This window comes from Peribacillus sp. SIMBA_075, assembly GCF_046534585.1.
In genome coordinates this window covers 1-20,570 of record NZ_JAWRYN010000022.1, presented here as the reverse complement: position 1 = coordinate 20,570, position 20,570 = coordinate 1, and the positions used below count along the sequence as shown (strand labels likewise).

Annotated in this window: 22 protein-coding genes; 13 read left to right on the top strand and 9 right to left on the bottom strand. The window is 38.9% G+C overall.

Going from position 1 to position 20,570, the window contains the following annotated elements:
- Window positions 1-69 precede the first annotated feature (69 nt).
- From SB775_RS16260 to SB775_RS16240, 5 genes are all read left to right on the top strand, one after another.
- Entirely contained in the window at window positions 70-495 is a 426-nt protein-coding gene (locus SB775_RS16260; protein WP_061466041.1) for a DMT family transporter, read from the top strand.
- A gap of 44 nt (window positions 496-539) precedes the next feature.
- Window positions 540-1,238, top strand: coding sequence for a Crp/Fnr family transcriptional regulator (locus SB775_RS16255; RefSeq protein ID WP_061462669.1), 699 nt, complete (start codon window positions 540-542; stop codon window positions 1,236-1,238).
- A 31-nt stretch (window positions 1,239-1,269) separates the two neighbouring features.
- Entirely contained in the window at window positions 1,270-1,722 is a 453-nt protein-coding gene (locus tag SB775_RS16250; protein ID WP_061462671.1) for a DMT family transporter, read from the top strand.
- A 74-nt stretch (window positions 1,723-1,796) separates the two neighbouring features.
- Window positions 1,797-2,510, top strand: a complete 714-nt coding sequence (locus tag SB775_RS16245) for a YjjG family noncanonical pyrimidine nucleotidase (RefSeq protein ID WP_289321233.1) — start codon at window positions 1,797-1,799, stop codon at window positions 2,508-2,510.
- 94 nt (window positions 2,511-2,604) lie between these two features.
- Window positions 2,605-3,717 (top strand): DNA alkylation repair protein, encoded by a 1,113-nt coding sequence (locus tag SB775_RS16240; protein WP_410862204.1) that lies wholly within the window; start codon window positions 2,605-2,607, stop codon window positions 3,715-3,717.
- Window positions 3,718-4,061: 344 nt separating this feature from the next.
- Here the strand turns inward: SB775_RS16240 and SB775_RS16235 are convergent, their stop codons facing one another.
- A complete protein-coding gene (locus SB775_RS16235; RefSeq protein WP_125162410.1) occupies window positions 4,062-4,616 on the bottom strand; it encodes an HPP family protein in 555 nt (184 codons plus the stop codon).
- Between the two features lie 338 nt (window positions 4,617-4,954).
- Window positions 4,955-5,539: a CGNR zinc finger domain-containing protein gene (locus SB775_RS16230; RefSeq protein WP_410862202.1), complete on the bottom strand. Its 585-nt coding sequence runs from the start codon at window positions 5,537-5,539 to the stop codon at window positions 4,955-4,957.
- Window positions 5,540-5,887: 348 nt separating this feature from the next.
- On the opposite strand from SB775_RS16230, the gene treP reads away from it, so the two are divergent.
- The 3 genes from treP (at window position 5,888) to treR (ending at window position 9,835) form a co-directional block, all read left to right on the top strand.
- Window positions 5,888-7,339, top strand: coding sequence for a PTS system trehalose-specific EIIBC component (gene treP / locus SB775_RS16225; RefSeq protein ID WP_410862201.1), 1,452 nt, complete (start codon window positions 5,888-5,890; stop codon window positions 7,337-7,339).
- Window positions 7,340-7,419: 80 nt separating this feature from the next.
- Window positions 7,420-9,090 carry an alpha,alpha-phosphotrehalase gene (gene treC, locus SB775_RS16220; RefSeq protein WP_410862199.1) on the top strand — a complete coding sequence of 557 codons (1,671 nt, stop codon included), beginning with the start codon at window positions 7,420-7,422 and terminating at the stop codon, window positions 9,088-9,090.
- A 31-nt stretch (window positions 9,091-9,121) separates the two neighbouring features.
- Complete coding sequence (gene treR, locus SB775_RS16215; RefSeq protein WP_061462682.1) at window positions 9,122-9,835, top strand: trehalose operon repressor; 714 nt, start codon at window positions 9,122-9,124, stop codon at window positions 9,833-9,835.
- A gap of 208 nt (window positions 9,836-10,043) precedes the next feature.
- Here the strand turns inward: treR and SB775_RS16210 are convergent, their stop codons facing one another.
- Together SB775_RS16210 and SB775_RS16205 are read right to left on the bottom strand one after the other, a co-directional pair.
- Window positions 10,044-10,391, bottom strand: a complete 348-nt coding sequence (locus SB775_RS16210; protein ID WP_289320580.1) for a DMT family transporter — start codon at window positions 10,389-10,391, stop codon at window positions 10,044-10,046.
- A 25-nt stretch (window positions 10,392-10,416) separates the two neighbouring features.
- Window positions 10,417-10,746 carry a DMT family transporter gene (locus SB775_RS16205; RefSeq protein WP_061466043.1) on the bottom strand — a complete coding sequence of 110 codons (330 nt, stop codon included), beginning with the start codon at window positions 10,744-10,746 and terminating at the stop codon, window positions 10,417-10,419.
- A 570-nt stretch (window positions 10,747-11,316) separates the two neighbouring features.
- On the opposite strand from SB775_RS16205, the gene SB775_RS16200 reads away from it, so the two are divergent.
- Window positions 11,317-11,778, top strand: a complete 462-nt coding sequence (locus SB775_RS16200) for a GNAT family N-acetyltransferase (protein ID WP_289320579.1) — start codon at window positions 11,317-11,319, stop codon at window positions 11,776-11,778.
- A 71-nt stretch (window positions 11,779-11,849) separates the two neighbouring features.
- On the opposite strand, the gene SB775_RS16195 is transcribed toward SB775_RS16200, so the two are convergent.
- The 4 genes from SB775_RS16195 to SB775_RS16180 all read right to left on the bottom strand — a co-directional run bounded on the left by SB775_RS16195 (window position 11,850) and on the right by SB775_RS16180 (window position 14,334).
- Window positions 11,850-12,152: a CotD family spore coat protein gene (locus SB775_RS16195; RefSeq protein ID WP_289320578.1), complete on the bottom strand. Its 303-nt coding sequence runs from the start codon at window positions 12,150-12,152 to the stop codon at window positions 11,850-11,852.
- 138 nt (window positions 12,153-12,290) lie between these two features.
- Window positions 12,291-13,211: a phosphotransferase family protein gene (locus tag SB775_RS16190; RefSeq protein WP_410862196.1), complete on the bottom strand. Its 921-nt coding sequence runs from the start codon at window positions 13,209-13,211 to the stop codon at window positions 12,291-12,293.
- A gap of 705 nt (window positions 13,212-13,916) precedes the next feature.
- Window positions 13,917-14,141: a hypothetical protein gene (locus SB775_RS16185; RefSeq protein WP_410862195.1), complete on the bottom strand. Its 225-nt coding sequence runs from the start codon at window positions 14,139-14,141 to the stop codon at window positions 13,917-13,919.
- 61 nt (window positions 14,142-14,202) lie between these two features.
- Window positions 14,203-14,334, bottom strand: coding sequence for a hypothetical protein (locus SB775_RS16180; protein ID WP_284149567.1), 132 nt, complete (start codon window positions 14,332-14,334; stop codon window positions 14,203-14,205).
- 806 nt (window positions 14,335-15,140) lie between these two features.
- Between SB775_RS16180 and SB775_RS16175 the strand changes: the two genes are divergently transcribed.
- Complete coding sequence (locus SB775_RS16175) at window positions 15,141-15,830, top strand: N-acetylmuramoyl-L-alanine amidase (RefSeq protein ID WP_410862193.1); 690 nt, start codon at window positions 15,141-15,143, stop codon at window positions 15,828-15,830.
- A gap of 1,006 nt (window positions 15,831-16,836) precedes the next feature.
- Here SB775_RS16175 and SB775_RS16170 read toward each other — a convergent pair.
- Window positions 16,837-17,475 (bottom strand): LexA family protein, encoded by a 639-nt coding sequence (locus tag SB775_RS16170; RefSeq protein WP_089364973.1) that lies wholly within the window; start codon window positions 17,473-17,475, stop codon window positions 16,837-16,839.
- 134 nt (window positions 17,476-17,609) lie between these two features.
- On the opposite strand from SB775_RS16170, the gene SB775_RS16165 reads away from it, so the two are divergent.
- The 3 genes from SB775_RS16165 (at window position 17,610) to SB775_RS16155 (ending at window position 20,463) form a co-directional block, all read left to right on the top strand.
- Entirely contained in the window at window positions 17,610-17,834 is a 225-nt protein-coding gene (locus SB775_RS16165; protein ID WP_061462697.1) for a helix-turn-helix transcriptional regulator, read from the top strand.
- 46 nt (window positions 17,835-17,880) lie between these two features.
- Complete coding sequence (locus SB775_RS16160) at window positions 17,881-18,189, top strand: hypothetical protein (protein WP_410862191.1); 309 nt, start codon at window positions 17,881-17,883, stop codon at window positions 18,187-18,189.
- A gap of 741 nt (window positions 18,190-18,930) precedes the next feature.
- Entirely contained in the window at window positions 18,931-20,463 is a 1,533-nt protein-coding gene (locus SB775_RS16155) for an esterase/lipase family protein (protein WP_410862277.1), read from the top strand.
- The last annotated feature ends 107 nt before the right edge of the window (window positions 20,464-20,570 follow it).

The window sequence follows — 20,570 nt, the reverse complement described above, 5'->3', positions numbered from 1 at the left end:
AGCGGGACATATGTCCTTTCCGGAATCTTATATCTGTTATTAAATAATGGAAAGAAGGGGGGAGAAACAGTGAAAGGGATTTTCTTTTCATTTTTAGGCGGAGCTTTTCTAACGTTGCAGGGTGTAGCCAATTCCCAGATTAGCCGGGACCTTAGCACGTGGCAAGTCGCAACAATCACACAATTCACTGGTTTCATCATCGCCGGGTTAATTTTAATAACGATGCGTAAAGGGGATTCTCTTGAATTAAAAAAAGTTAAACCTTTGTATTTGTCGGGTGGAACCTTTGCAGCGGTGATTATTTTCAGTAATATTTCGGCTTATAAACAGATCGGAGTGACGTTTTCGGTGTCAGCTCTATTGCTGGCTCAGCTAAGTCTTAGCTTTTTCATAGATAGCAAGGGATGGTTTGGGGTAACGAAACAGAAGATGCAACTGCCACAGTTCATTGGGCTTGGCTTGATGATGGCAGGAATCATTTTATTAGCGGTATAATTGTAAGGATAATAAGTAATAGGCAGGAAGTGAAACTTTATCAGATGAAAGAAATAATGGATTCGGAAAAACTCAATCACTATTTGAAGACACATCAGTTGGAAAACATTTTTAATGGAGCCTTGATGCCCTATTTATCTCTATACCGGGTTAATCCTGGTGAATGCATTTGCTCCCAAGGCGATTGCGTGAATTATTTGTACGTGCTGGTTAAGGGGAAAGTTAAAGTGTCTACGACATCAGTTGAAGGCAAGAATCTGATTTTGTCATTCAAGACCCCTCTTGAAGTAATTGGAGATATTGAATACATACAGGGAATCGATATCATTAATACTGTTGAAGCGGTATCGGATGTCTATGTTATCGGCATACAGCACCAATGGTTAAAAAAGTATGCCGAAGATCAACCGGCCTTCCTGCAATTTTTACTAAGGGTCATCACCCAGAAGTTTTATGTAAAGTCCAAGTCACTTAGTTTCAATTTAATGCATCCAGTTGAAGTAAGGCTTGCAAGTTACCTCTTATCTGTTTCGTTCGATGAAACAAGTGCCCAAATCAATGGAAGGCTGAATACAGAGAGCTTGAAGGATACTGCAAACTTTATTGGGACAAGTTACAGGCACTTGAATCGAGTCATCCTACAGCTTTGTAGGGACGGTTTGATTGATCGATCCGATGGGTTCATCCAAGTTAAGGACTGGGAAGGGTTAAAGGCACTGTCCAGCCATAATATCTATGAGTAGATAGTTTATATGATTTGAAGGAGGCGTTACGATGTTGCTCGGATTAAGTTGGGCAATACTCGCGGGTTCAATGGTCAGTTTACAAAACGTTTTCAATAGTAAAGTAAATGAACATGTCAATCCATGGTCAACGACGACACTTGTATTAGGTTTGGGCTTTCTTGCTTCGTTTTTATGCGGGTTCGCATTTGAGGGAATGGAACTTTTTCAACTGCATAATATGAAGCCCTGGTATTGGTTCAGCGGGTTGGTTGGCATAGGTGTGGTCATTTGTGTGACACAGGGAGTTAAGCTGCTGGGACCTACCTTCGCCATTTCAATCGTGATGGCGGCACAGCTTGTATTTGCTCTGGCTTGGGATTCTACAGGTTTGTTGGGGCTGGAGAAGGTTCCCTTCACATTCAAGCAGTTGGCGGGTATCCTGATTATCATTGCCGGGATGATAATATTCAAAATAGGCGGGAAAAGGAAAACGGCCTCTTGAAATGACCTAGAAAGACTATGTTATGATCAGGAGTTAATCAAAGTTGGATGGAAACATTGAATGGGGCGATACATATGAACAGGTACAAAGCTTTATTTTTTGATATAGATGATACACTTTTAGATTTTAGGATGGCTGAAAGTGATGCACTGCGCTTACTTCTCAAGGAGCAACAAATGTTGTATACACAGCAAGCGGAGGCGCACTATAAAATGATCAACCAAAACCTGTGGAAGTCATTTGAAAAGGGGGAAATATCGCGGAATGAGGTAATCAATACGCGATTTTCAACTTTTTTTAAAGAATATGGCCGGGTGGTTGACGGGGTTGCACTGGAGAAAACCTATCGTAGTTATTTGGAACAAGGGCACCAGGAAGTTAATGGGGCACATGAATTGGTTGCGATTTTAGAACTGCACCACGATTTATATATTGTGTCAAATGGGGTTTCCAGGACCCAGGATAAACGCTTGCGAGATTCAGGCTTGGATGTTTATTTTAAACAAGTTTTCATTTCAGAGGATACTGGATATCAAAAGCCTATGAAAGAATTCTTCGATTACGTATTTGCCTGTATTCCTGATTTTAAACCGGAACAAGGATTGATAATCGGGGACTCATTAAGTGCAGACATAAGAGGCGGCCAACTTGCCGGCATGGATACCTGCTGGTTTAATCCTGAACGGAAGCAAAATGAAACGGGAATTGAGCCAACCTACGAAATCCAGCAGCTTAGTGATTTATATTCCATAATCAACAAAGCCCGTTACTTGGGTAATAAAAGCTAGTTGCTATATCATTGTATTTTGCGATCAGTACATATACGATAAAGGAATGGCTTACAAAAGCAAAATATATACCTGAAGAAAGGAAGTGAAATAAATGGCTGAGCCCTTAAAGGATATATATAATGAAACTTTTATTCGTGAATTCGGTGAAAAAGTAAAGGGTGTCCATCCGTCTTTCTCTACTGAATCGTTTGTAGAGGAAGTGATTGATGAGGATTGGGACGAGAGGAAGTTAAAAGAACGAATTAGACATATTTCGATTACCCTTGGAAAGCATCTTTCTAGTGATTATGAAAAGGCATTGGATATATTGTATCTACTTGATAAGGATTGTGAAGGTTTTCGATATTTATTTTTCCCGGATTTTGTAGAGGTGCATGGATTGAATAAGAAAGATTGGCCGTTATCGCTTGATGCCTTGGAGCGGTTTACTTCAAAATCATCATCCGAATTTGCAGTACGTGCCTTTATCTTGTTTGATTCCGTTCAAATGATGGCGAAGATGAAGGAATGGACAAAACATGAGGATGAGCATGTCCGCAGGCTGGCAAGTGAAGGATGCAGGCCTAGGTTACCTTGGGGGCAATCTTTACCGATGTTCAAATCAGATCCGACACCAGTCTTGGAATTACTTGAGAACCTGAAAGACGATTCATCCCTCTATGTTCGCAAAAGTGTGGCCAATAACTTGAATGATATTGCCAAAGATCATCCTAAAACCGTAATAGAAACTGCAAAGCGCTGGTATGAAAGCGGAGACCCCAACACGATTTGGATTGTCCGACGGGGATGCAGGACCCTAGTTCGCCAAGCGGATCCAGAAGTCCTTTCATTATTTGGATACGCGGATGTATTGAATAATCCTAATATTATTTCAAGCGCTTTTATTAGAAATGAACCAGACTCGATTTTTATTGGCGAAACCAGTGAACTTCATTTCGGCTTTCTAGTGCAAGAAAAGAATCCAGTGAAACTTCGCATTGAGTACGCCATCGATTTTGTAAAAGCCAATCAGAAAAATTCTCGTAAAATTTTCCTTTTGGCAGATAGGGATTTCTCAGGTAGTGAAGGAGTTGAAAGAGTGAGGGTTCACAATTGGAAGGATTTAACTACGCGTCGTCATTACTCGGGAATCCATCGAATCTCCCTTCTCGTAAACGGAGTAGAAGTTGCAGAAACGCGTGTAAAACTAAACGCTGAAAATTAATTGTTTATTGATAATTTCGAATGAACAGAACTGTTGTTAACGATAGGGTTTTAATACTTCTATTTTAAAATATTAAAGACTGTAGGCAAAAGGAGTTCTATCTAACTGTTAAAACAAAATTGATTGAAACGGGTGTGCGAGTCTCCCGCGGAAAGCGAGTGCCTTACGTTCCACGCAACGGTCAAATTTTAAAAACTTAAAAAAACTGGTCTACAGTCTGAGAGGAGCACACTAGCTCCTCTTTTTGTTATTTAGATATAAGTGCAGATTATTCATTTTTCTCCGATTTTGAATACACTTCGTTAAATCGTTATCGCATTAAAAGGCTTATATTTCTATTTACATCATATCCAAAAAGTTGGATAGCTCCGATTGCTGCGCAAATTATTAATTAACAATGCCAGGAAAACGATTATCACAGCACCAGTTAAAACAGGCGTAAATAAATAACTCCAGCTATACTGGCCAAGCATAATTACAAGCGGATCTGCACCAGCTGGTGGGTGCGTCGTTTTTGTCAGCATCATCACCGCAATGGCTAATCCGACAGCCAAGCCGATCGCCCAAGGCTCGTCGCCAAAAAAATGATAAGAAGCTAAACCTACGAATGTTGAAACAAAATGGCCGCCAATAATATTCCGTGGCTGTGATAACGGCACGTTCCACAGACCGAACGCCAGTACACAGCTGGCACCAAAAGGAGCCATTAACCACACTGCTGATGTTATTTTTGTTAAAAGAATTAAAGCGAATATCGTTAAAAATCCCCCAATCAGTCCGGTTATTGCGTCCTTTACATTTATCTGTAAAGGGCTTCTTCCTTTTCCCTTCATCTTCGATAAATAACGAATATGAAAAAAGCGTTTTTCTTTATGCCTTGCTATTGATATACGGTCCAATATTACCCCTCCTTTTTTATATATTAGACTTTACATGAATTAAACTAACCTGTCAAAATCATTTTTAGGGGTTATTTTAATGATTCATAAAAAAACCAACTTATATAATAAGTTGGAAAGACTGTAGCCAAAGGGGTTTTATCTAAAAGTTAAAACAAAGTTGATTGGATCGGGTGTGCGAGACTTCTGCGGGAAAAGCGCGTCCAGGGGAGACCCCGCAGGCGCAAAGGCGCCGAGGGCGGATCGCCCGCGGAAAGCGAGTGCCTGGAGAGGTAATCAACGTTCAAAATGTACCAACCCTAAAAAATGTAGACAAACTTATATAATAAGTTAGCTCTTCATTGATCATCAGATTTCCGGTGTTGAAATCGGGCTACCTTTTTTCTATTCCCGCATATTTTCATTGAACACCACTTGCGTCTTCCGCTTTCGTCGATAAATAACAGGACGCAATCATCATTCGAGCATCGCTTTAGTGATGACAGCTTATTTTCTTCGATTAATGTTAATGTGTCGAAAGCAATATAAGATAGCAGGATATCTTCCGCTTCTCCAACAGGTATGGGAACCAGTTTTTGATCCATTAATTTATAAGTGAAAGGTGATTTTTCGATTTTATATTCTAAAAAGGCGATAAACTCAACAGGAACCATATTCCCATCTGCTATTGACTCAAATTGTTTTCTTAAAATCGAACGCATTTCTAGAACGCCTACAAATACTTGTTGAATTCTCCCTTTAATGTTTAATGATAGCGGATTATCCCAATATGAGTTTTTCCCTTTTATTACAGTAAGCCAGTCCAGCACATCCCGTTCTGAAAGTAATAAGTCTTGCCGTTGACCACGACTGACTAGTTCTGTGTTCACTAAATCCAGAGAAAGATTACCTGTTATAAGTGGAAATTTATTAGTTTCGGACATAAGTTCATCTCCCTGTTAAAATCTAACCATTAGAATGTTAATTGAGAGGTTATATCATCATTATACCCTATTTATGATTTTTTCAGCTAGTTATCCATGTTAGGAATCCTTGGTTTCTTGAGAGATTGTTGATAGATACGGCGATAACATGAATCGTGTTATCAAACATCCATATTAGCAATAACAGAATAGTAATGAAAGTGCATGATAATCAATCCCTTTAAAGTGAGGGAAAAAGTTCTTGACAGGGCCTGTACGTACAGGATAATATGAAAGCGTATACAGAACCTATACGTACAGGTTATAAAAACAACTATATTTTGCTTTCTAGGGAAAGGAAGTAGTGAAATGGGTAAATACACAGAACCAGCAACGGATTTGCTTCAACATGTCGGAGGGAAAGAGAATATTGCGACGGTTACGCATTGTGCGACAAGAATGCGTTTTGCTTTGAAGGACCCCTCCAAGGCGGATGTAACGAATATCGAATCGATTAAGCTTGTGAAAGGAACGTTTACACAAGCTGGCCAGTTCCAGGTCATAATCGGGAATGAAGTGTCATCGTTTTATAATGAATTCGTTTCCATGGCTGGACTTCAGGAAGCGTCAAAAGAAGATGTGAAAGAAGCAGCTAAACAGAATATGAGCTGGCTGCAGCGTATGATTGCCCATCTTGCGGATATTTTTACCCCGCTGATTCCTGCCATTGTCGTTGGCGGACTCATTCTTGGATTCCGTAATATCATTGGCGATATTAAAATGTTCGATGATAGCACAAAGACCCTTGTGGATATTTCACAATTTTGGTCAGGAGTACATGCCTTCCTTTGGCTGATAGGTGAAGCTATTTTTCATTTTCTTCCTGTTGGGATCACATGGTCAATCTCGAAGAAAATGGGCACGACTCAAATTCTCGGCATCGTCCTTGGTTTGACCCTGGTTTCCCCACAACTTCTTAATGCATATGCAGTGGCAAACACAAAGGCAAGTGACATACCTTTTTGGGATTTCGGTTTTGCCCAGGTTGATATGATCGGCTATCAGGCTCAAGTCATCCCAGCGATACTTGCAGGGTTCGTCTTGGCATATTTAGAACGGTTCTTGAGAGATAAAGTGCACAATTCCATTTCCATGATCGTCGTTCCATTTTTCGCTTTACTTCCAACTGTGATCATTGCTCACACCATTTTGGGGCCTTTAGGCTGGAAAATCGGTTCTGTCATTTCTACGGTTGTATATTCCGGATTGAATTCATCAGTTGGCTGGCTATTTGCTGCAGTTTTCGGCTTTGCCTATGCACCGCTTGTCATCACGGGACTGCATCACATGACAAACGCAATCGATCTTCAGCTTATGAGTGAACTTGGCGGTACGAACCTATGGCCGATGATCGCATTATCTAATATTGCACAAGGAACGGCAGTGCTTGCGATGATTTACATCAACAGAAAGGACCAGGAGGAAAGACAAGTTTCCATACCCGCTACGATTTCATGTTATCTCGGTGTAACCGAGCCAGCCATGTTCGGGATTAACCTGAAATACGGCTTTCCGTTCTTAGCCGGTATGATCGGTTCACTTTTCGCAGGCATCGTTTCAGTCGGATCTGGAGTAATGGCAAATTCCATCGGTGTTGGAGGGATCCCGGGTATCCTATCCATCCAGCCACAGTACATGGGAATGTTTGCACTCGCGATGTTGGTTGCTTTCGTTGTGCCATTCATTTTGACTATCGTATTCTCCAAACGTCCTAAAATGAATTTGAAAACAAGAACGAAAACAACGAAATTAAATGCTTAATAACGTGGAGGGAGAGAATTCTCCCTCTTTTTTACCATACTTGCAAAAGAGACAACAGGGATAGCAGAGGAGGAATCACAATGAAGGATTTTAAAAAAAGTACCATCTATCAAATTTATCCGAAGTCATTTAAGGATTCGAACGGTGACGGCATCGGGGATATAAATGGCGTTATTGAAAAACTTGATTATTTGAACATACTCGGAGTAGATTATATTTGGCTGACCCCTTTTTATCGTTCACCTCAGAATGATAATGGATATGATGTAGCGGATTATACATCCATTGATCCTGTTTTCGGGACGATGGATGATTTCGAAAGATTGGTAAAGGAAGCTAATTCGCGGGATATCCAAATCATGCTGGATATGGTATTCAACCATACATCAACAGAGCATGAATGGTTCCAAAAAGCATTGGCTGGAGAGAAAGAATATAAGGACTATTATATATTTAAGAAATCGAAAGATGGAGAGCCCCCTACTAATTGGATTTCGAAATTCGGAGGCCCTGCATGGGAATATCTAGCGGAACATGATGAATACTACCTTCACTTGTTCGATCGGACCCAAGCTGATCTTAATTGGGAAAATCCCAGAGTAAGGCGGGAAATCTTCAATGTAGTAAACTTCTGGATGGATAAAGGTGTTAAAGGATTCCGTTTGGATGTGATCAATCTTATTTCGAAACCTGACATCTATGAAAATGACAATGATGGAGATGGACGATGCTTTTATACAGATGGTCCCAAAATTCATCAATTCCTTAAAGAGATGAATGAAGAAACATTTGGGAAGGATGTAGAGGTGATGACTGTAGGGGAAATGTCATCGACGACCATTGACCATTGCATCAAATATTCATCTCCAGTTGAAAAGGAGCTGTCCATGGTATTCAGTTTCCATCATCTAAAGGTGGATTACAAGGATGGGGAAAAGTGGTCACTTGCAGATTTTGACTTCAGACAGTTAAAGGAGATCCTAAGCAGCTGGCAGTATGGGATGCAAGAAGGAAATGGATGGAATGCCCTGTTCTGGTGCAACCATGACCAGCCGAGGATTGTATCCAGGTTTGGGAATGATCAAGAGTATCATAAGGAGTCTGCCAAGATGCTGGCAACAGCCATTCATATGCTTAGGGGAACCCCTTATATTTATCAAGGGGAGGAAATAGGGATGGCCAATCCGAAATTCAATGATATTGGACAATATCGGGATGTGGAATCGATTAATTATTATAATATTTTAAAAGAGGCAGGCAAAGATGAAAAGGAAATAATCGAAATTCTTCAAACTAAATCCCGTGATAATTCTCGAACTCCCATGCAGTGGGAAGATACGGAGCACGCAGGCTTTACAAAAGGGACACCATGGATTTCAGTGCCTGATAATGCTAAAGTAATCAACGCAGAACACGCACTGAAGGATCAGGATTCCATTTTTCATCATTACCAAAAACTTATATTTTTACGGAAGAAACATGATATCATTGCATATGGGGACTACCAGGAAATTCTTGGCGACCATGACCAATTGTTCGCTTATGTTCGCAGTCATGAAGACGAGAAACTTTTGGTCATCAATAACTTTTATGCAAATGAAGTGCCCTTCGAAATTCCAAAAGATGCAGACCTATCCGGATTCAAGTCAGAGCTCCTACTCTCGAACTATATCGATTCGAAAGACTTTGCAGATGACATTATCATTCGTCCCTATGAATCGGTTGTCTATTTGTTGAAAAAGGACGAGTAGCAGACTAACAAAAATATATTGTGGTGATGAAATGAACAGCAAATACCTATCACTATATGGTGATATCGTTTCAAAAATTGAAGGAGGAACCTTTCCGACAAATTCAAAGCTTCCTTCCGAAAGCAGCTTCATGGAAGAGTATGACATCTCCAGGGATACTGTAAGAAAGTCCTTGCAATTGCTTGAACAAAATGGGTATATCCATAAAATCAAAGGCAAGGGTTCCTTTGTATTGGATTTCAGCAAATTTAATTTTCCTGTAGCAGGCTTGATTTCCTATAAAGAAATGGTGGAAAAGTTGAATCTGCATTCCAAAACGATCATCCATACCATGGAGCTTGAGTCCCCGGACACAAGCATAATCAAGCTTCTTGACTTAACTGAAGGTGAGGAAGTGTGGAAAGTGTTCCGGGTTCGGCAAATCAATGGGAATAAAATCATTCTGGACAAAGACTATTTCAATAGTGGGTTCGTAACTAATCTGACAAGGGAAATTTGTGAGGATTCGATTTATGGATATATCGAAAAGGAACTCGGGCTCCAGATTGGTTTTTCCAATAAGGAAATTACTGTGGAGCCATGCAGTGAAGAAGATAAACAATTATTGGACATAGAAGACTACGATATGGTGGCAGTAGTGAAAAGTACGGTTCATTTAATTGATGGAAGCTTGTTTCAGTATAGCGAATCCAGGCATAGACCCGATAAATTCAAGTTCACGGACTTTGCTCGACGGACTTGGTGAAACCCTGAGAAATATGCTGGCAAGCTAAGGAGGAAATGAAAAAACAAATAGGTTATCATGAAAAAAAGTCTGTAAAAATTAAATTCAATTGAAGGACTGATTCATGAAACTCAGCTCCATTTAAAAGGGAAGGTCGCGCAGGCGGCCTTTTCTAATGCATTTCAAGGTATCGTGTTTTTCTTATAGACATAGGAGGAATCGCAAACCATTAGTTTGACGATCCTTCTGCTTGTTTGGGAGTATGGGAAGCATTTAGTAAAACCACTCCACCAATGATTAATACTAAGCCTCCTAATGTAGTGATACTAAATGGCTCACTCCATAATAGTACGCCTATTAATGCAGTTAAAGCTGTGCCGATTCCTGCCCAAATGGCATATGCCAAACTTAACGGAATTGTTTTAAGACATACGGATAAGCTATAAAATGCGATTCCGAATCCAATAATGACCCCAAATGAAGCGAATAAATGAGTGAATCCTTCAGATAACTTAAGCATGGTTGTGCCAAATATTTCACTTATGATTGATATTCCTAAAGCTATGTATCCTTTCATATAATTACCTCCGTTCCTCAAAATATTAATGAGCGTCGCCACTGGAGAGTTTCAAAACAACCACTCCGCCAATGATTAGGGCTAAACCTAAAATTTTTTTCAGGTTAAAGCCTTCTTTATAAACGATAACTCCCACTAATGCAGTTAAAGCAGTACCTATTCCCGACCATATAGCATAAGCCGTTCCAAGTGGAATTGTTTTAAGAGATAAAGACAGGCAATAAAAAGCCAAACCCATTGCAATTACAACAGCAATTGAAGGGAATAACTTTTTGAATCCGTTTGATACTTTTAACATCGAGCTGCCAAACACTTCACTTATGATGGCTATTGCCAAATATGCATATGGATTCAAGATGAACTCCTCCAATATTTTCATTATTTCTTCACCAAGCATCTTAACATCCAAAGGCCCCCTAATTAAACTAAAACCACCTATATCCAGTCTAATAATCCTTACCGTATCAGGATATATCCTATCATGTTCCACAATATTAGGCTTATCCTATATGGAAAGTTATATAATAAGCCATTTCAGATTGTTTAGAAGCAGTTCGGATAATAATGAGAACAAACTTCCTTTATGTTAAAAAAACGTCAAGATAGTCTTTCTTATATTGAATAATACCAGGGCTGCTGCCAAGCGCATCCATTACTCTAGTTACTCTTCATTTGATGGGCCATCTCGTATACCAGTAAGATTAAGAGAATCAGTTTGTATGCATTGCCTGCGAGACTTTTCTTTAAATCGAAGGCTACTGGGCTGATCTTTCCTTTTGAAAGGCTCGTAATATAAGAAAGTCAAACAGGAACTTTTAGGGATTTTGCCGAATTAAGTTCATTAAATGCTTATGATAGGGTGAACTTCTTTCATGGAATTTATATTAAATAATGAATGTTTCATTGTATAGACAGGGGGATTATTATGTATGTTAGTCAAACCCGGGATCATGAAGTAATTGCAAAATTAAATCAAAATGTCCACAGCCTGCATGCCAAACTATATCCTAAGTATTTTAAGGAATATAATTATAGTGCAATGAAAGAAACTTTCAAAAGTTTGGTTGAAAATAAAAGTTTTGTTTTTCTTCTTTTAAAAGAATATGAAGAACCGATCGGTTATGCATGGATTGAAATTAAAAACTATCCAGAAAGTGCTTTTAAAAATGAATATAAATCAGTATATGTGCATCAGCTTAGTATCGCTGAAAGTCAAACCCAAAAGGGCTACGGTAAGCAACTAATGAATAAGATATATGAAATTGCGAAAAAGAATGATATAGATTTAATTGAACTGGATTATTGGTTTGAAAACACTGATGCAAAAGAGTTTTATAAGAAACAACACTTTAAAAAATATAGGGAGTTTGCATTTAGACAGTTGTAAATCCTTTGAATGTCAAATTTCAAAGGTTGATGGAAGGAATTAATAAAAACCCCGAATCGGGGTTTTTTAAATTAATATCTTAACATTCTCCTCGAAAAACTGGGGGATTGAGGAACTCCGCAAACAAAGCTTTGGGTATAACACTCTTTCACGATACTTCGGGTATGCGGTATATATGTGGTGAAATGTTTATTCACGGTAGTTGTATGTGTCGGGTGAAAAACCGGAATCACAGTGTTAATGACATTAGTTTTAACATATTGCTTTGTCGGGGGGATTTGAGGTGGATTATACTGAGTAGGGATTCTATGAGGTGGGCAATATTGTAGTGGACATTGACCGCCTTTCGGATGCCCCCAGGGCTTATTATACATTTAAACACCTCCTGGATTTTTTTGGAAGTCATTGTTAGTTTATGAAAAAAGTTGATAAAGGGACTGGTATAAATGCCTTTATCAAAAGTTCATAGGCATATCAGATCTGTCACTCATATTAAAAAAATTGAAGATACATTAATTTAAACGAATTTGGTTAATTGCTTGACGAACAAATGACTTGTGTCTTTTCTTCCAGGTATTTTCCTTGCTTTTTTCCAAGCCCCATTCAGGAAAATCAGATAATCGTAATGCGGCAAATAATTGCCAGAAGGGTAAGTTTGTAAAATTCAACTCCGGCATCATGGATTTATATTGAATGGTAAAGTCACTCATTGCATCCATTCCAAAATGAAATAAAATCTCGAGTTGACTATTGGCAAGGTCAGCCAAAGGGTCCCCTAAGCCTGAGTCTTCCCAATCAATTATAGAAACTAGTTTATCTTCTTTCCATAATATATTTCCTGGCCAATAATCACCGTGAAGGATCACTTCCTTATTCATTGGGCGTAATGGCATGTATGATTTTAACAAATCTCTAATCAAGCTCAGATTTAAGGTTTCTTCCAGGATTGCCCCATCTTTACTATCTAACATTTCTCCATATGAATTTTCTAGTTTAGGGAGGAAAGATAAAGGTAGCTTCGCACAATCAACATGATGGATTTTTGCTAGATTGATTGCCAATTGTAAGATATGATCATTAAGATTTGAGGGGGTAAAATCTGGCTTGCCCTCAATAAACTCGATAAGTAAACATGGCCTAGAAAAAACCTCACAGGATTGCTCGATGTAATAAGGCTTCGGTACAGGCAAACCCGCAGACTTCAATATCCCTAAGAGCCTGTGTTCATCTGCCGCAATATTCGGATTCCGTTTCAAGTCATTATCACCATGCTGACGAACGATCATCCTTATGATCCTCCCTGTAGATTGTAACATTTCAAGTCCTGTCACCTGAGCAGAAATTCCGCCTTTTAATTCCCATGCGCGAATGAGTTTGATGCCTGGATCCAACTTTTGAACCAATTGTTCAAACTTACCATATTCATTTTTCATACGTCTTCTCCTTTTAAAATTCCGGACAATGTTCAGGCGTTTAAGTTCACATTATAGATGGGATATCAATATTAGCGTTCAAACACTTTTTTTTTCATGGCTCTTTTCGTAAAGATTGTTGTTTTTAAAACGAAACTATTTAAGGCTGATTGGAGCGGAAGTGCGAGACTCCTGCGGGAGCAGCGGGACAGGTGAGGCCCCACAGGCGTTTACACCGAGGAGGCTCACCGCCCGCACCAAGGAAAGCGAGCATCTGGAGTGGAAATCAACCACAACTCACTACCTGGTAAATAGCAACATAGTATGTGAAAACAGCCTTTTTCATCTTTTAAGAAGTACCCACTATAAAAAGAGAAAAAAATAGCACAATAGGGAAAGAAGAATCCATATTGTGCGGGATGCAATTGCGAAAAGGAATTTTCAGCTGCTGTTGGCCCAAAATCATTCTAATATAGATTATTAAGCAGCTTAAATGAGTGGAAAGACAGCCAATGGGAATAAAGGACAGTTTTACATCCGTTTCAAACATTCATCAATTTTTCACCTGTAACGTTTAAAAAGGCTTTTTATATCATCACTGTCTTCATCAGTTGCTTCAAAAGAGTTTTGTATAAGGTTAATCAACACCTGTTTCATTAGGTTTTGATCACATACTGCCTTAAGGGAGGCTGTTTGGATTCAAAAATAAACCGGATGCCTTAAATTTCACTGTGGTTCCATGAATTTAATGATATTCGTTATGATGGAGTAAATATTGTTTCTACTGATTTTAATGGTTTCATCAGGTTTTGCTATAAATATAAATTCATTAACGATGTTATTAATCCTATCCAGTTCCACCACCATGATCCCAAGATATTCTAGGATGCTTGCATCATGTATCCGTTCACTGATGATTTGGTTAAGGAAGTCAAAGGATTCGGATTTCATGGGCTATTCCAGCACCAATTCACCTGCAGCCGCTAATTTTTCCAATTCTCGAATTCTGCTTTCACTTCTTTTTTTTCGGTGATATCGATTGCCGTTCCGATAACCTCACATCAACCATCAAAGGATTCAATGGTGCAGCAAAATGGATATCATCGACTTCCCCTTCATTTAATTCACCGTTTCCCCACACCATGCCATTTTATAAAACCTTTGTTTTTGTGTTGCTTGTTCTATTGGTAAAAAGTCAGATGATTTTTTACCAAATAAACATAGAAGTTGGAGTGATTGATTCTGTAATGAAATCCCCTTCAACGAAAGTATGAATGAAGTTGTTAACCTTTTTTTGTAAATTTGAATAAAGGTCCATTTCACGGGATTAGGTCTCGGTCATAACATTATCCAAATCCTTAATTTCATTTGTTTCCATGTATCAGCATCCTTAAAAGAACCTGGTTAGTGAATTCCATATATTATGGAACCTCTATTTGATTTAAGTTATTGTTCAATTTTACCAAAGTAAAATAATAGAAGATAGCTTTTTCAAGAAGTCAAAAAGATTCTCGTGCATTGTAGGGAATGTTTTAATCCTGCCATCTTAAAAAAAAGACTGAAGGCAAAAGAGATTTTATCTAAATTTTATAACAAAGTTGATTGGAACGGGTGTGTGTGACTCCTGCGGGAAAAGCGCGTCTATGGGAGACCACGCAGGCGCAAGCAGAGGGCGGACCGCCCGCGGAAAGCGAGTTCCCAACATTCCAATCAACGTTCAAATTGTCCAAGCCATAAAAAACTGTAGACAAACTCGATGAAAATCGAGTTTGTCTACAGACTGAAACACCAGGAGAGGTGTTTTTTTAGGGAAAAGGAAGAACGCATTTCATGTTAACCGTAGTCCTAGTGAGGAAACCGAATCTAATATTATGAAATTTTCTTTAATCCGGTAGTTATGTGTACAGGCATTTGGTAATGTGCAACATAAGATTAATAGAGGTGAGTGAAATGGTGAAAATATTTATTGATCCCGGCCACGGCGGTACGGATTCAGGATCGGTGGGTAATGGATTGAGAGAAAAGGATTTAACTTTATCTATTGCAACTAGAATCAAAGACATATTATTAATAGAATATAATAACGTTTCTATAAAAATGAGCAGGCCCCAAGATACGTACCCCTCTTTAGACGATCGGACGAATCAAGCGAACGCTTGGGGAGCTGACTTCTACCTCTCCATCCATATTAATGCTGGCGGAGGCACTGGGTATGAGGATTACGTTTATACGTCAACCAACCAGATAACGAAAACGTATCAAGATCATATTCATGCAGAGGTCATGAAGCTTATCAGCTTCCAAGACAGGGGACAAAAAACAGGCGATTTACATGTGCTCCGTGAAACGGACATGCCCGCACTCCTGACTGAAAATGGATTTATCGATAATATCAATGACGCAGCCAAATTAAAAATGGCATCCTTTATTGAAACACTGGCTCGCGGACATGTAAACGGTATAGTTAAATGCTTCAATCTTACCAAGAAAATTACAGCGGTATACCATACTGTCGTTAGTGGGGACACTGTATACTCCTTAAGCGGGGCATATGGCAGTACAGTTCAGCAAATTAAGGATTGGAACGATCTTGACAGCCAGTTCACCATTACCGTAGAGCAGAAATTGCGGGTGAAATGAATAATTTATAGTTGACTGGTTAAATTATTTATAGCTTCCAGAAAGCACATCACGCAGGTAGTCCTTCTCTAAAAAGAGAGGGACTTTTCCCGTTTCCGCCATTCTTTCAATAATGGCGGAAGCCTTTGTGAATATATTGAATATATTTTTCACCCTAACTGTTTTTTTGGGGAATTATAAAAAAGCAATTCTAAAACAGATAAACGGGGAAATTAAAGATTGAAAGACTGCGATGGCCACAGCCTCTTCACTAAAGGAAATCATAAATTTGCACAGAAGGCAAAAGGGGAATTTGAATGGTATGCCATATAAGGGGAACCGCTTTTTTAACGGAAGGACAAGCTATAACCCGTGATACAAGGGGGGGATCAATCTTAATCATCAAGCCTGGCTTGGCAGTATATATAAATCACAGTTCATCATGGAAACAAGCCCCTGACGGATTCGAACCCAAATCCTTTCATAAGCATAGGTTAGGGGAGAACACGCTTCCCTACGGATTTTCACCGGCGGAATTCCACCTGCCTCAGCTTATTTGCTTTTCGGTGCTTCTGAAACCCTTACCTTGCGACCCGGTGGCTACAATGTTTTCCAGCGCTCTTCCCTGCTAGAGCTACAGAGGCAAATACGTATCAACCCATTATACGATTCTTATAGGGGGTTGTGGACCAAAGAATAGAAAGTAAGGGCATAGGAGAATGGAAAAATGAAAATTAGATTTTCCAATACAGAAGGTTTTTCTTATGTGGTTGAACATTTACTGGGAAAAATAAAGGAGCACCTTGGCTGGGTTAGTCTGCATAAAAAGAAAGGAGATTGAAAAAAGCGTCCTGGGCGAAGTTAGTTGCCGAATGCATTCACTCATATAAAATAATATTAAAAAGCACAAACCAAAATGGCTTGTACCTAATATGTATAAGTGGATAAATGTTTGGCTTAACGAATTGAATTAATCTATGTATTTTAGCTTGTCACTAATTTGCTAATGAAACCCTAGAGTTGAGTATTAATCGTATATTTTAATCGCCTGTACCACTTTTCCTAAAATTCGGACTCTATCATTTTTGATATGATAGGTTTTTTCTTCATAAAAAGGATCCGTGCTGCAGGGGATGAGTGTGATGTTTTCTTCATTGATAATCACTTTTTTGACTGTACCATCGTGACCATTTACTAAGACCACACCAATTTTTCCGCTGTCGACGTAGGTTGTTTTTTCAACGAGGATCAATGATCCGTCACTGAATTCTTTGTTCATGCTGTTGCCTTTTACTCTAAGGAAAAAATATTCCTTATTCGATTTTAGCATGGAATTTAACGTCGGCATATACGCTTCTATATATTCGTTGGTAAAGTTAGGCTCCCCGGCAGGTATATTTCCATAGACACCAATTAATCTGACATTCTTTTCATTTAAAAATTCCATTGCAGGATCATTTCTAATGATAGGTGCTCCTTCAATGAGGTGGGATAGCGGGATTTCGAAGCATGTGGATATCATGCTCAATTTATCCATTAAAGGTTTATTCCGTCCGGATTCCCATGCTGATACTGCCGTTGGGGCCACTTTTAATATGTTTGCCAAATCTTCTTGTGTCATTTTTCTCTCTTTTCTTAACATTTTAATCCTTTCACCAATGTGCATATTTCTTCACCTCTAACTTGAATATACACTATGAGTGAAAGTGAGTAAACTTAAAGTGCGTGAATTTTACAAAAAATCGTTGGTAACTATACTTCAAGTGTGATATCATTTTTTTAGATAGGTGGTGACAAGGTATGACAAACGTTAAGTTTACACTTAAACAAGCGAGGAAGTATAAAGGGTTAACCCAAGAGGAAATGGCTAAAGTGCTAAAAATGGCCAAGAGAACCTACATTGACTATGAGCAATATAAGATTCCTCTGCGAATCGATAAGGCGTATATGTTCGCTGAATGTGTAGGATTCTCCATCGACGATATCATTTTTTTTGACCCTCATCTACACTTCAAATGTAGTTGAAAGTTCAATCGATATTGTGTGTCCATACTATAGAGCCATTCCTGGAATGAAAAATCTAATCAATAGTAATCCTAACCTGCCAAGGGACAAAGTTCATGGTTATGATGATTCGAGTGAGAATGGAAAGAAGGTGAGAAAAGTGGAAAGAGAAATTAGGTCTATTGAAGTTGCAGTAGGAGTTGTTGTTAGCACCTTTGCGATTGGAAAGGAAATTCGTGGAGAAATCATTGAGGATATTATCGTACACAACGGTATATTCAAACTGTACAATCGAAAGGATGAGCTTATCACTGAAGTCAATTATCCAGTTCTCAGGGTGAAATACAGGTATGATGGGGGAGGGGTAAGTGCTTAACGGAGTTAATAATCAAACTCCGAATCGGCATGCTGGTATTGTTTTTATGGAAATGTACTTCGATGGCGGACCCAATTGTTATGGACTCACCCACAGGGTGAAACATTTTGATGGAGTATCATGAGACCCTGTTTAAGTGAAATGTATCGATCATTTGTATAAAATAGCCATTTGATACTGGAATTCTATTATGACAGCCAATTGCTGTGATTTATTTCTTACAAAGGACGGATTTCAAAACAACATGATTAGGGGCAATTGGACAGTGGCATATTCGACGGAAAAATTAATAATGTTGTTCATAAGAAAGTCAAGCCCTCTATCCTTTGCAGGAGAAGGGCTTGTTTTCTTTTTTTCTTCGTGTTTACTAGCAATCGCTAGTAACATATCCTTCATAAGTTCTTCTGAAGCCAATCGTTCAGGAAGTGATGTGAACCAGATAAACTCATGTAGGCATCAAACTAACCTGGATTTTTTACAAGGCGCACTCTTTATAACATCTTCATACTTTATCTCTATATTTATAATTTTCTTCTAGTTTTTTTCTCCCATCTTTTATGAAGTTAGCAGGTAATGGCAGGAAAAAGTACAAATATAAACTAATGAATGATATAGGATACCCGTAAAGGAGGCCATTGATAATAGGTGAATTCGAAAAATACCATGGGAGGAGAATAACAATTGAAAAGGAATGTAATCAATTATGTCGTTTTTCTTGTCCTCATACTAACCATATTAATTATGGCAAAGCCGAACTTTTCCTCAGCGGGAAAATTGAAGCCTCCATCCGAAACTTTCAACCCAGGGGATTGGTTTCTGGGAAGTACCCCTCCCAATCTTGACCCAAATAAACCACCGATCGTATTTGTCCAAGGTAAAAATGGCAATTCAGCCAGCTGGTACGGTGAAACGGACTATCACGGTGTCAATGATATGTATACTATGGCATATGAAGCGGGCTATCAAACGGTTTTTGTACAGCTTTACGATTCTGCTGGAAATGGATCAGTTAGCCAATATGCTAACGGAAGGCTGCTAGCTCAAATGCTTGCAGAAATCAGTAACCATTTCGGGGGCGAAAAAGTAAATATTATAGCTCACAGCAAGGGGGGGCCAGACACCCAAGCGGCTCTAGTACACTTTGGAGCACACCAATATGTTGGAAGGGTCATCACTTTAGCTTCCCCTCATCACGGTTCCAACTTGGCTGATTTGGCATATAGCTGGTATGCGGGCTGGCTTGGTTCCCTATTGGGCCAAAAAGATGAAGGAACTTATTCTTTACAGGTTGGTAAAATGGCGGAGTTTCGTTCTGTCACGGATAACCATGTTAACTCCCGGAAAAATATGTATTTCACCGTGGCCGGTATGAATAGAGGGCCGGTTCTTTCCGCTTTATCAATGGGTGGACAATATTTATCTTCATATGGAGAAAATGATGGTTTAGTGAATGTATGGAGTACGAAAATACCCTACGCGTCACATTTATTTACGGATCCCAACTATGATCACGACAATATTCGAATAGGTTCAGCTGTATTTTCAAGGATTGAACCCTATTTAAGAAGCACTTCTATTGCTGGGATTCCTGGTTTAAATGTCAATTATAAAGAAAACGTTGAAGATGATGTCATCACAACCGCTCTTTCGCAAACTGTCCTGGGAGATGTCCTGCAACAAAATGTCTGGAACGAACAAAGTTTCCATGTAAATGAAGCAGCTCCAAGTAATATAACCATATACACTGCCACAAATGATGTCGAGGTTGAATTGATTTCTCCATCTAATATAAAGTATAGACCTTCCTTAAAAGTTCAATCTGCAAAAAATCAAACTTCCTTTTTTAATGGTGCTACCATACAAACATTTAATAGGAATAAACTTGAAATTGGTGACTGGAGAGTGCGAATGAAGACTAAATCACCAAAAGATGCATACCTTTTCACGGCACAATTTAACGAAAAGAATCCGATTACATTAAGTATGGCTGGTAAAGTTAAGCAAAAAGATGCTAAATTTATCATTAAGAATCCGATGAATGATAAAAAAAGGCCAATCAGCACAACATTTCTGCTTCATCTAATAGATGAAAGCGGGAAAGAAATTAGTGAAAAAAGCACAATTCAGGAAATGGATACCGAAAATTTTTCGGGTACCCTTCCAGAAGTGCCTAAATCAGGTGTTTATAATGTAACAATTGACGTCAAGGAAAAAAGCATGAATGGTCCTGAAAGAACCCGTACGCTGATTCGTTCGGTCTATATTGAAAAGTAGTGGAAATCACCAAAAAATCCCCTCTCTTAATGAGGCTGCTGAAAAACTCACGTTTTTCTAACTAGTACGGTAAATCAAATTAAAAAAAGACGATTCTCATTCGGTAC

Excerpts from the sequence above, each read along its gene's own strand:
- SB775_RS16255 (WP_061462669.1), top strand. The coding sequence starts at position 540 with ATGAAAGAAATAATGGATTCGGAAAAACTCAATCACTATTTGAAGACA.
- SB775_RS16250 (WP_061462671.1), top strand. The coding sequence starts at position 1,270 with ATGTTGCTCGGATTAAGTTGGGCAATACTCGCGGGTTCAATGGTCAGT.
- SB775_RS16245 (WP_289321233.1), top strand. The coding sequence starts at position 1,797 with ATGAACAGGTACAAAGCTTTATTTTTTGATATAGATGATACACTTTTA.
- SB775_RS16240 (WP_410862204.1), top strand. The coding sequence starts at position 2,605 with ATGGCTGAGCCCTTAAAGGATATATATAATGAAACTTTTATTCGTGAA.
- SB775_RS16230 (WP_410862202.1), bottom strand. The coding sequence starts at position 5,539 with ATGTCCGAAACTAATAAATTTCCACTTATAACAGGTAATCTTTCTCTG.
- treP (WP_410862201.1), top strand. The coding sequence starts at position 5,888 with ATGGGTAAATACACAGAACCAGCAACGGATTTGCTTCAACATGTCGGA.
- treC (WP_410862199.1), top strand. The coding sequence starts at position 7,420 with ATGAAGGATTTTAAAAAAAGTACCATCTATCAAATTTATCCGAAGTCA.
- treR (WP_061462682.1), top strand. The coding sequence starts at position 9,122 with ATGAACAGCAAATACCTATCACTATATGGTGATATCGTTTCAAAAATT.
- SB775_RS16210 (WP_289320580.1), bottom strand. The coding sequence starts at position 10,391 with ATGAAAGGATACATAGCTTTAGGAATATCAATCATAAGTGAAATATTT.
- SB775_RS16200 (WP_289320579.1), top strand. The coding sequence starts at position 11,317 with ATGTATGTTAGTCAAACCCGGGATCATGAAGTAATTGCAAAATTAAAT.
- SB775_RS16195 (WP_289320578.1), bottom strand. The coding sequence starts at position 12,152 with ATGTATAATAAGCCCTGGGGGCATCCGAAAGGCGGTCAATGTCCACTA.
- SB775_RS16190 (WP_410862196.1), bottom strand. The coding sequence starts at position 13,211 with ATGAAAAATGAATATGGTAAGTTTGAACAATTGGTTCAAAAGTTGGAT.
- SB775_RS16185 (WP_410862195.1), bottom strand. The coding sequence starts at position 14,141 with ATGAAATCCGAATCCTTTGACTTCCTTAACCAAATCATCAGTGAACGG.
- SB775_RS16180 (WP_284149567.1), bottom strand. The coding sequence starts at position 14,334 with ATGGTGTGGGGAAACGGTGAATTAAATGAAGGGGAAGTCGATGATATC.
- SB775_RS16175 (WP_410862193.1), top strand. The coding sequence starts at position 15,141 with ATGGTGAAAATATTTATTGATCCCGGCCACGGCGGTACGGATTCAGGA.
- SB775_RS16170 (WP_089364973.1), bottom strand. The coding sequence starts at position 17,475 with ATGCACATTGGTGAAAGGATTAAAATGTTAAGAAAAGAGAGAAAAATG.
- SB775_RS16165 (WP_061462697.1), top strand. The coding sequence starts at position 17,610 with ATGACAAACGTTAAGTTTACACTTAAACAAGCGAGGAAGTATAAAGGG.
- SB775_RS16160 (WP_410862191.1), top strand. The coding sequence starts at position 17,881 with ATGAAAAATCTAATCAATAGTAATCCTAACCTGCCAAGGGACAAAGTT.
- SB775_RS16155 (WP_410862277.1), top strand. The coding sequence starts at position 18,931 with ATGGCAAAGCCGAACTTTTCCTCAGCGGGAAAATTGAAGCCTCCATCC.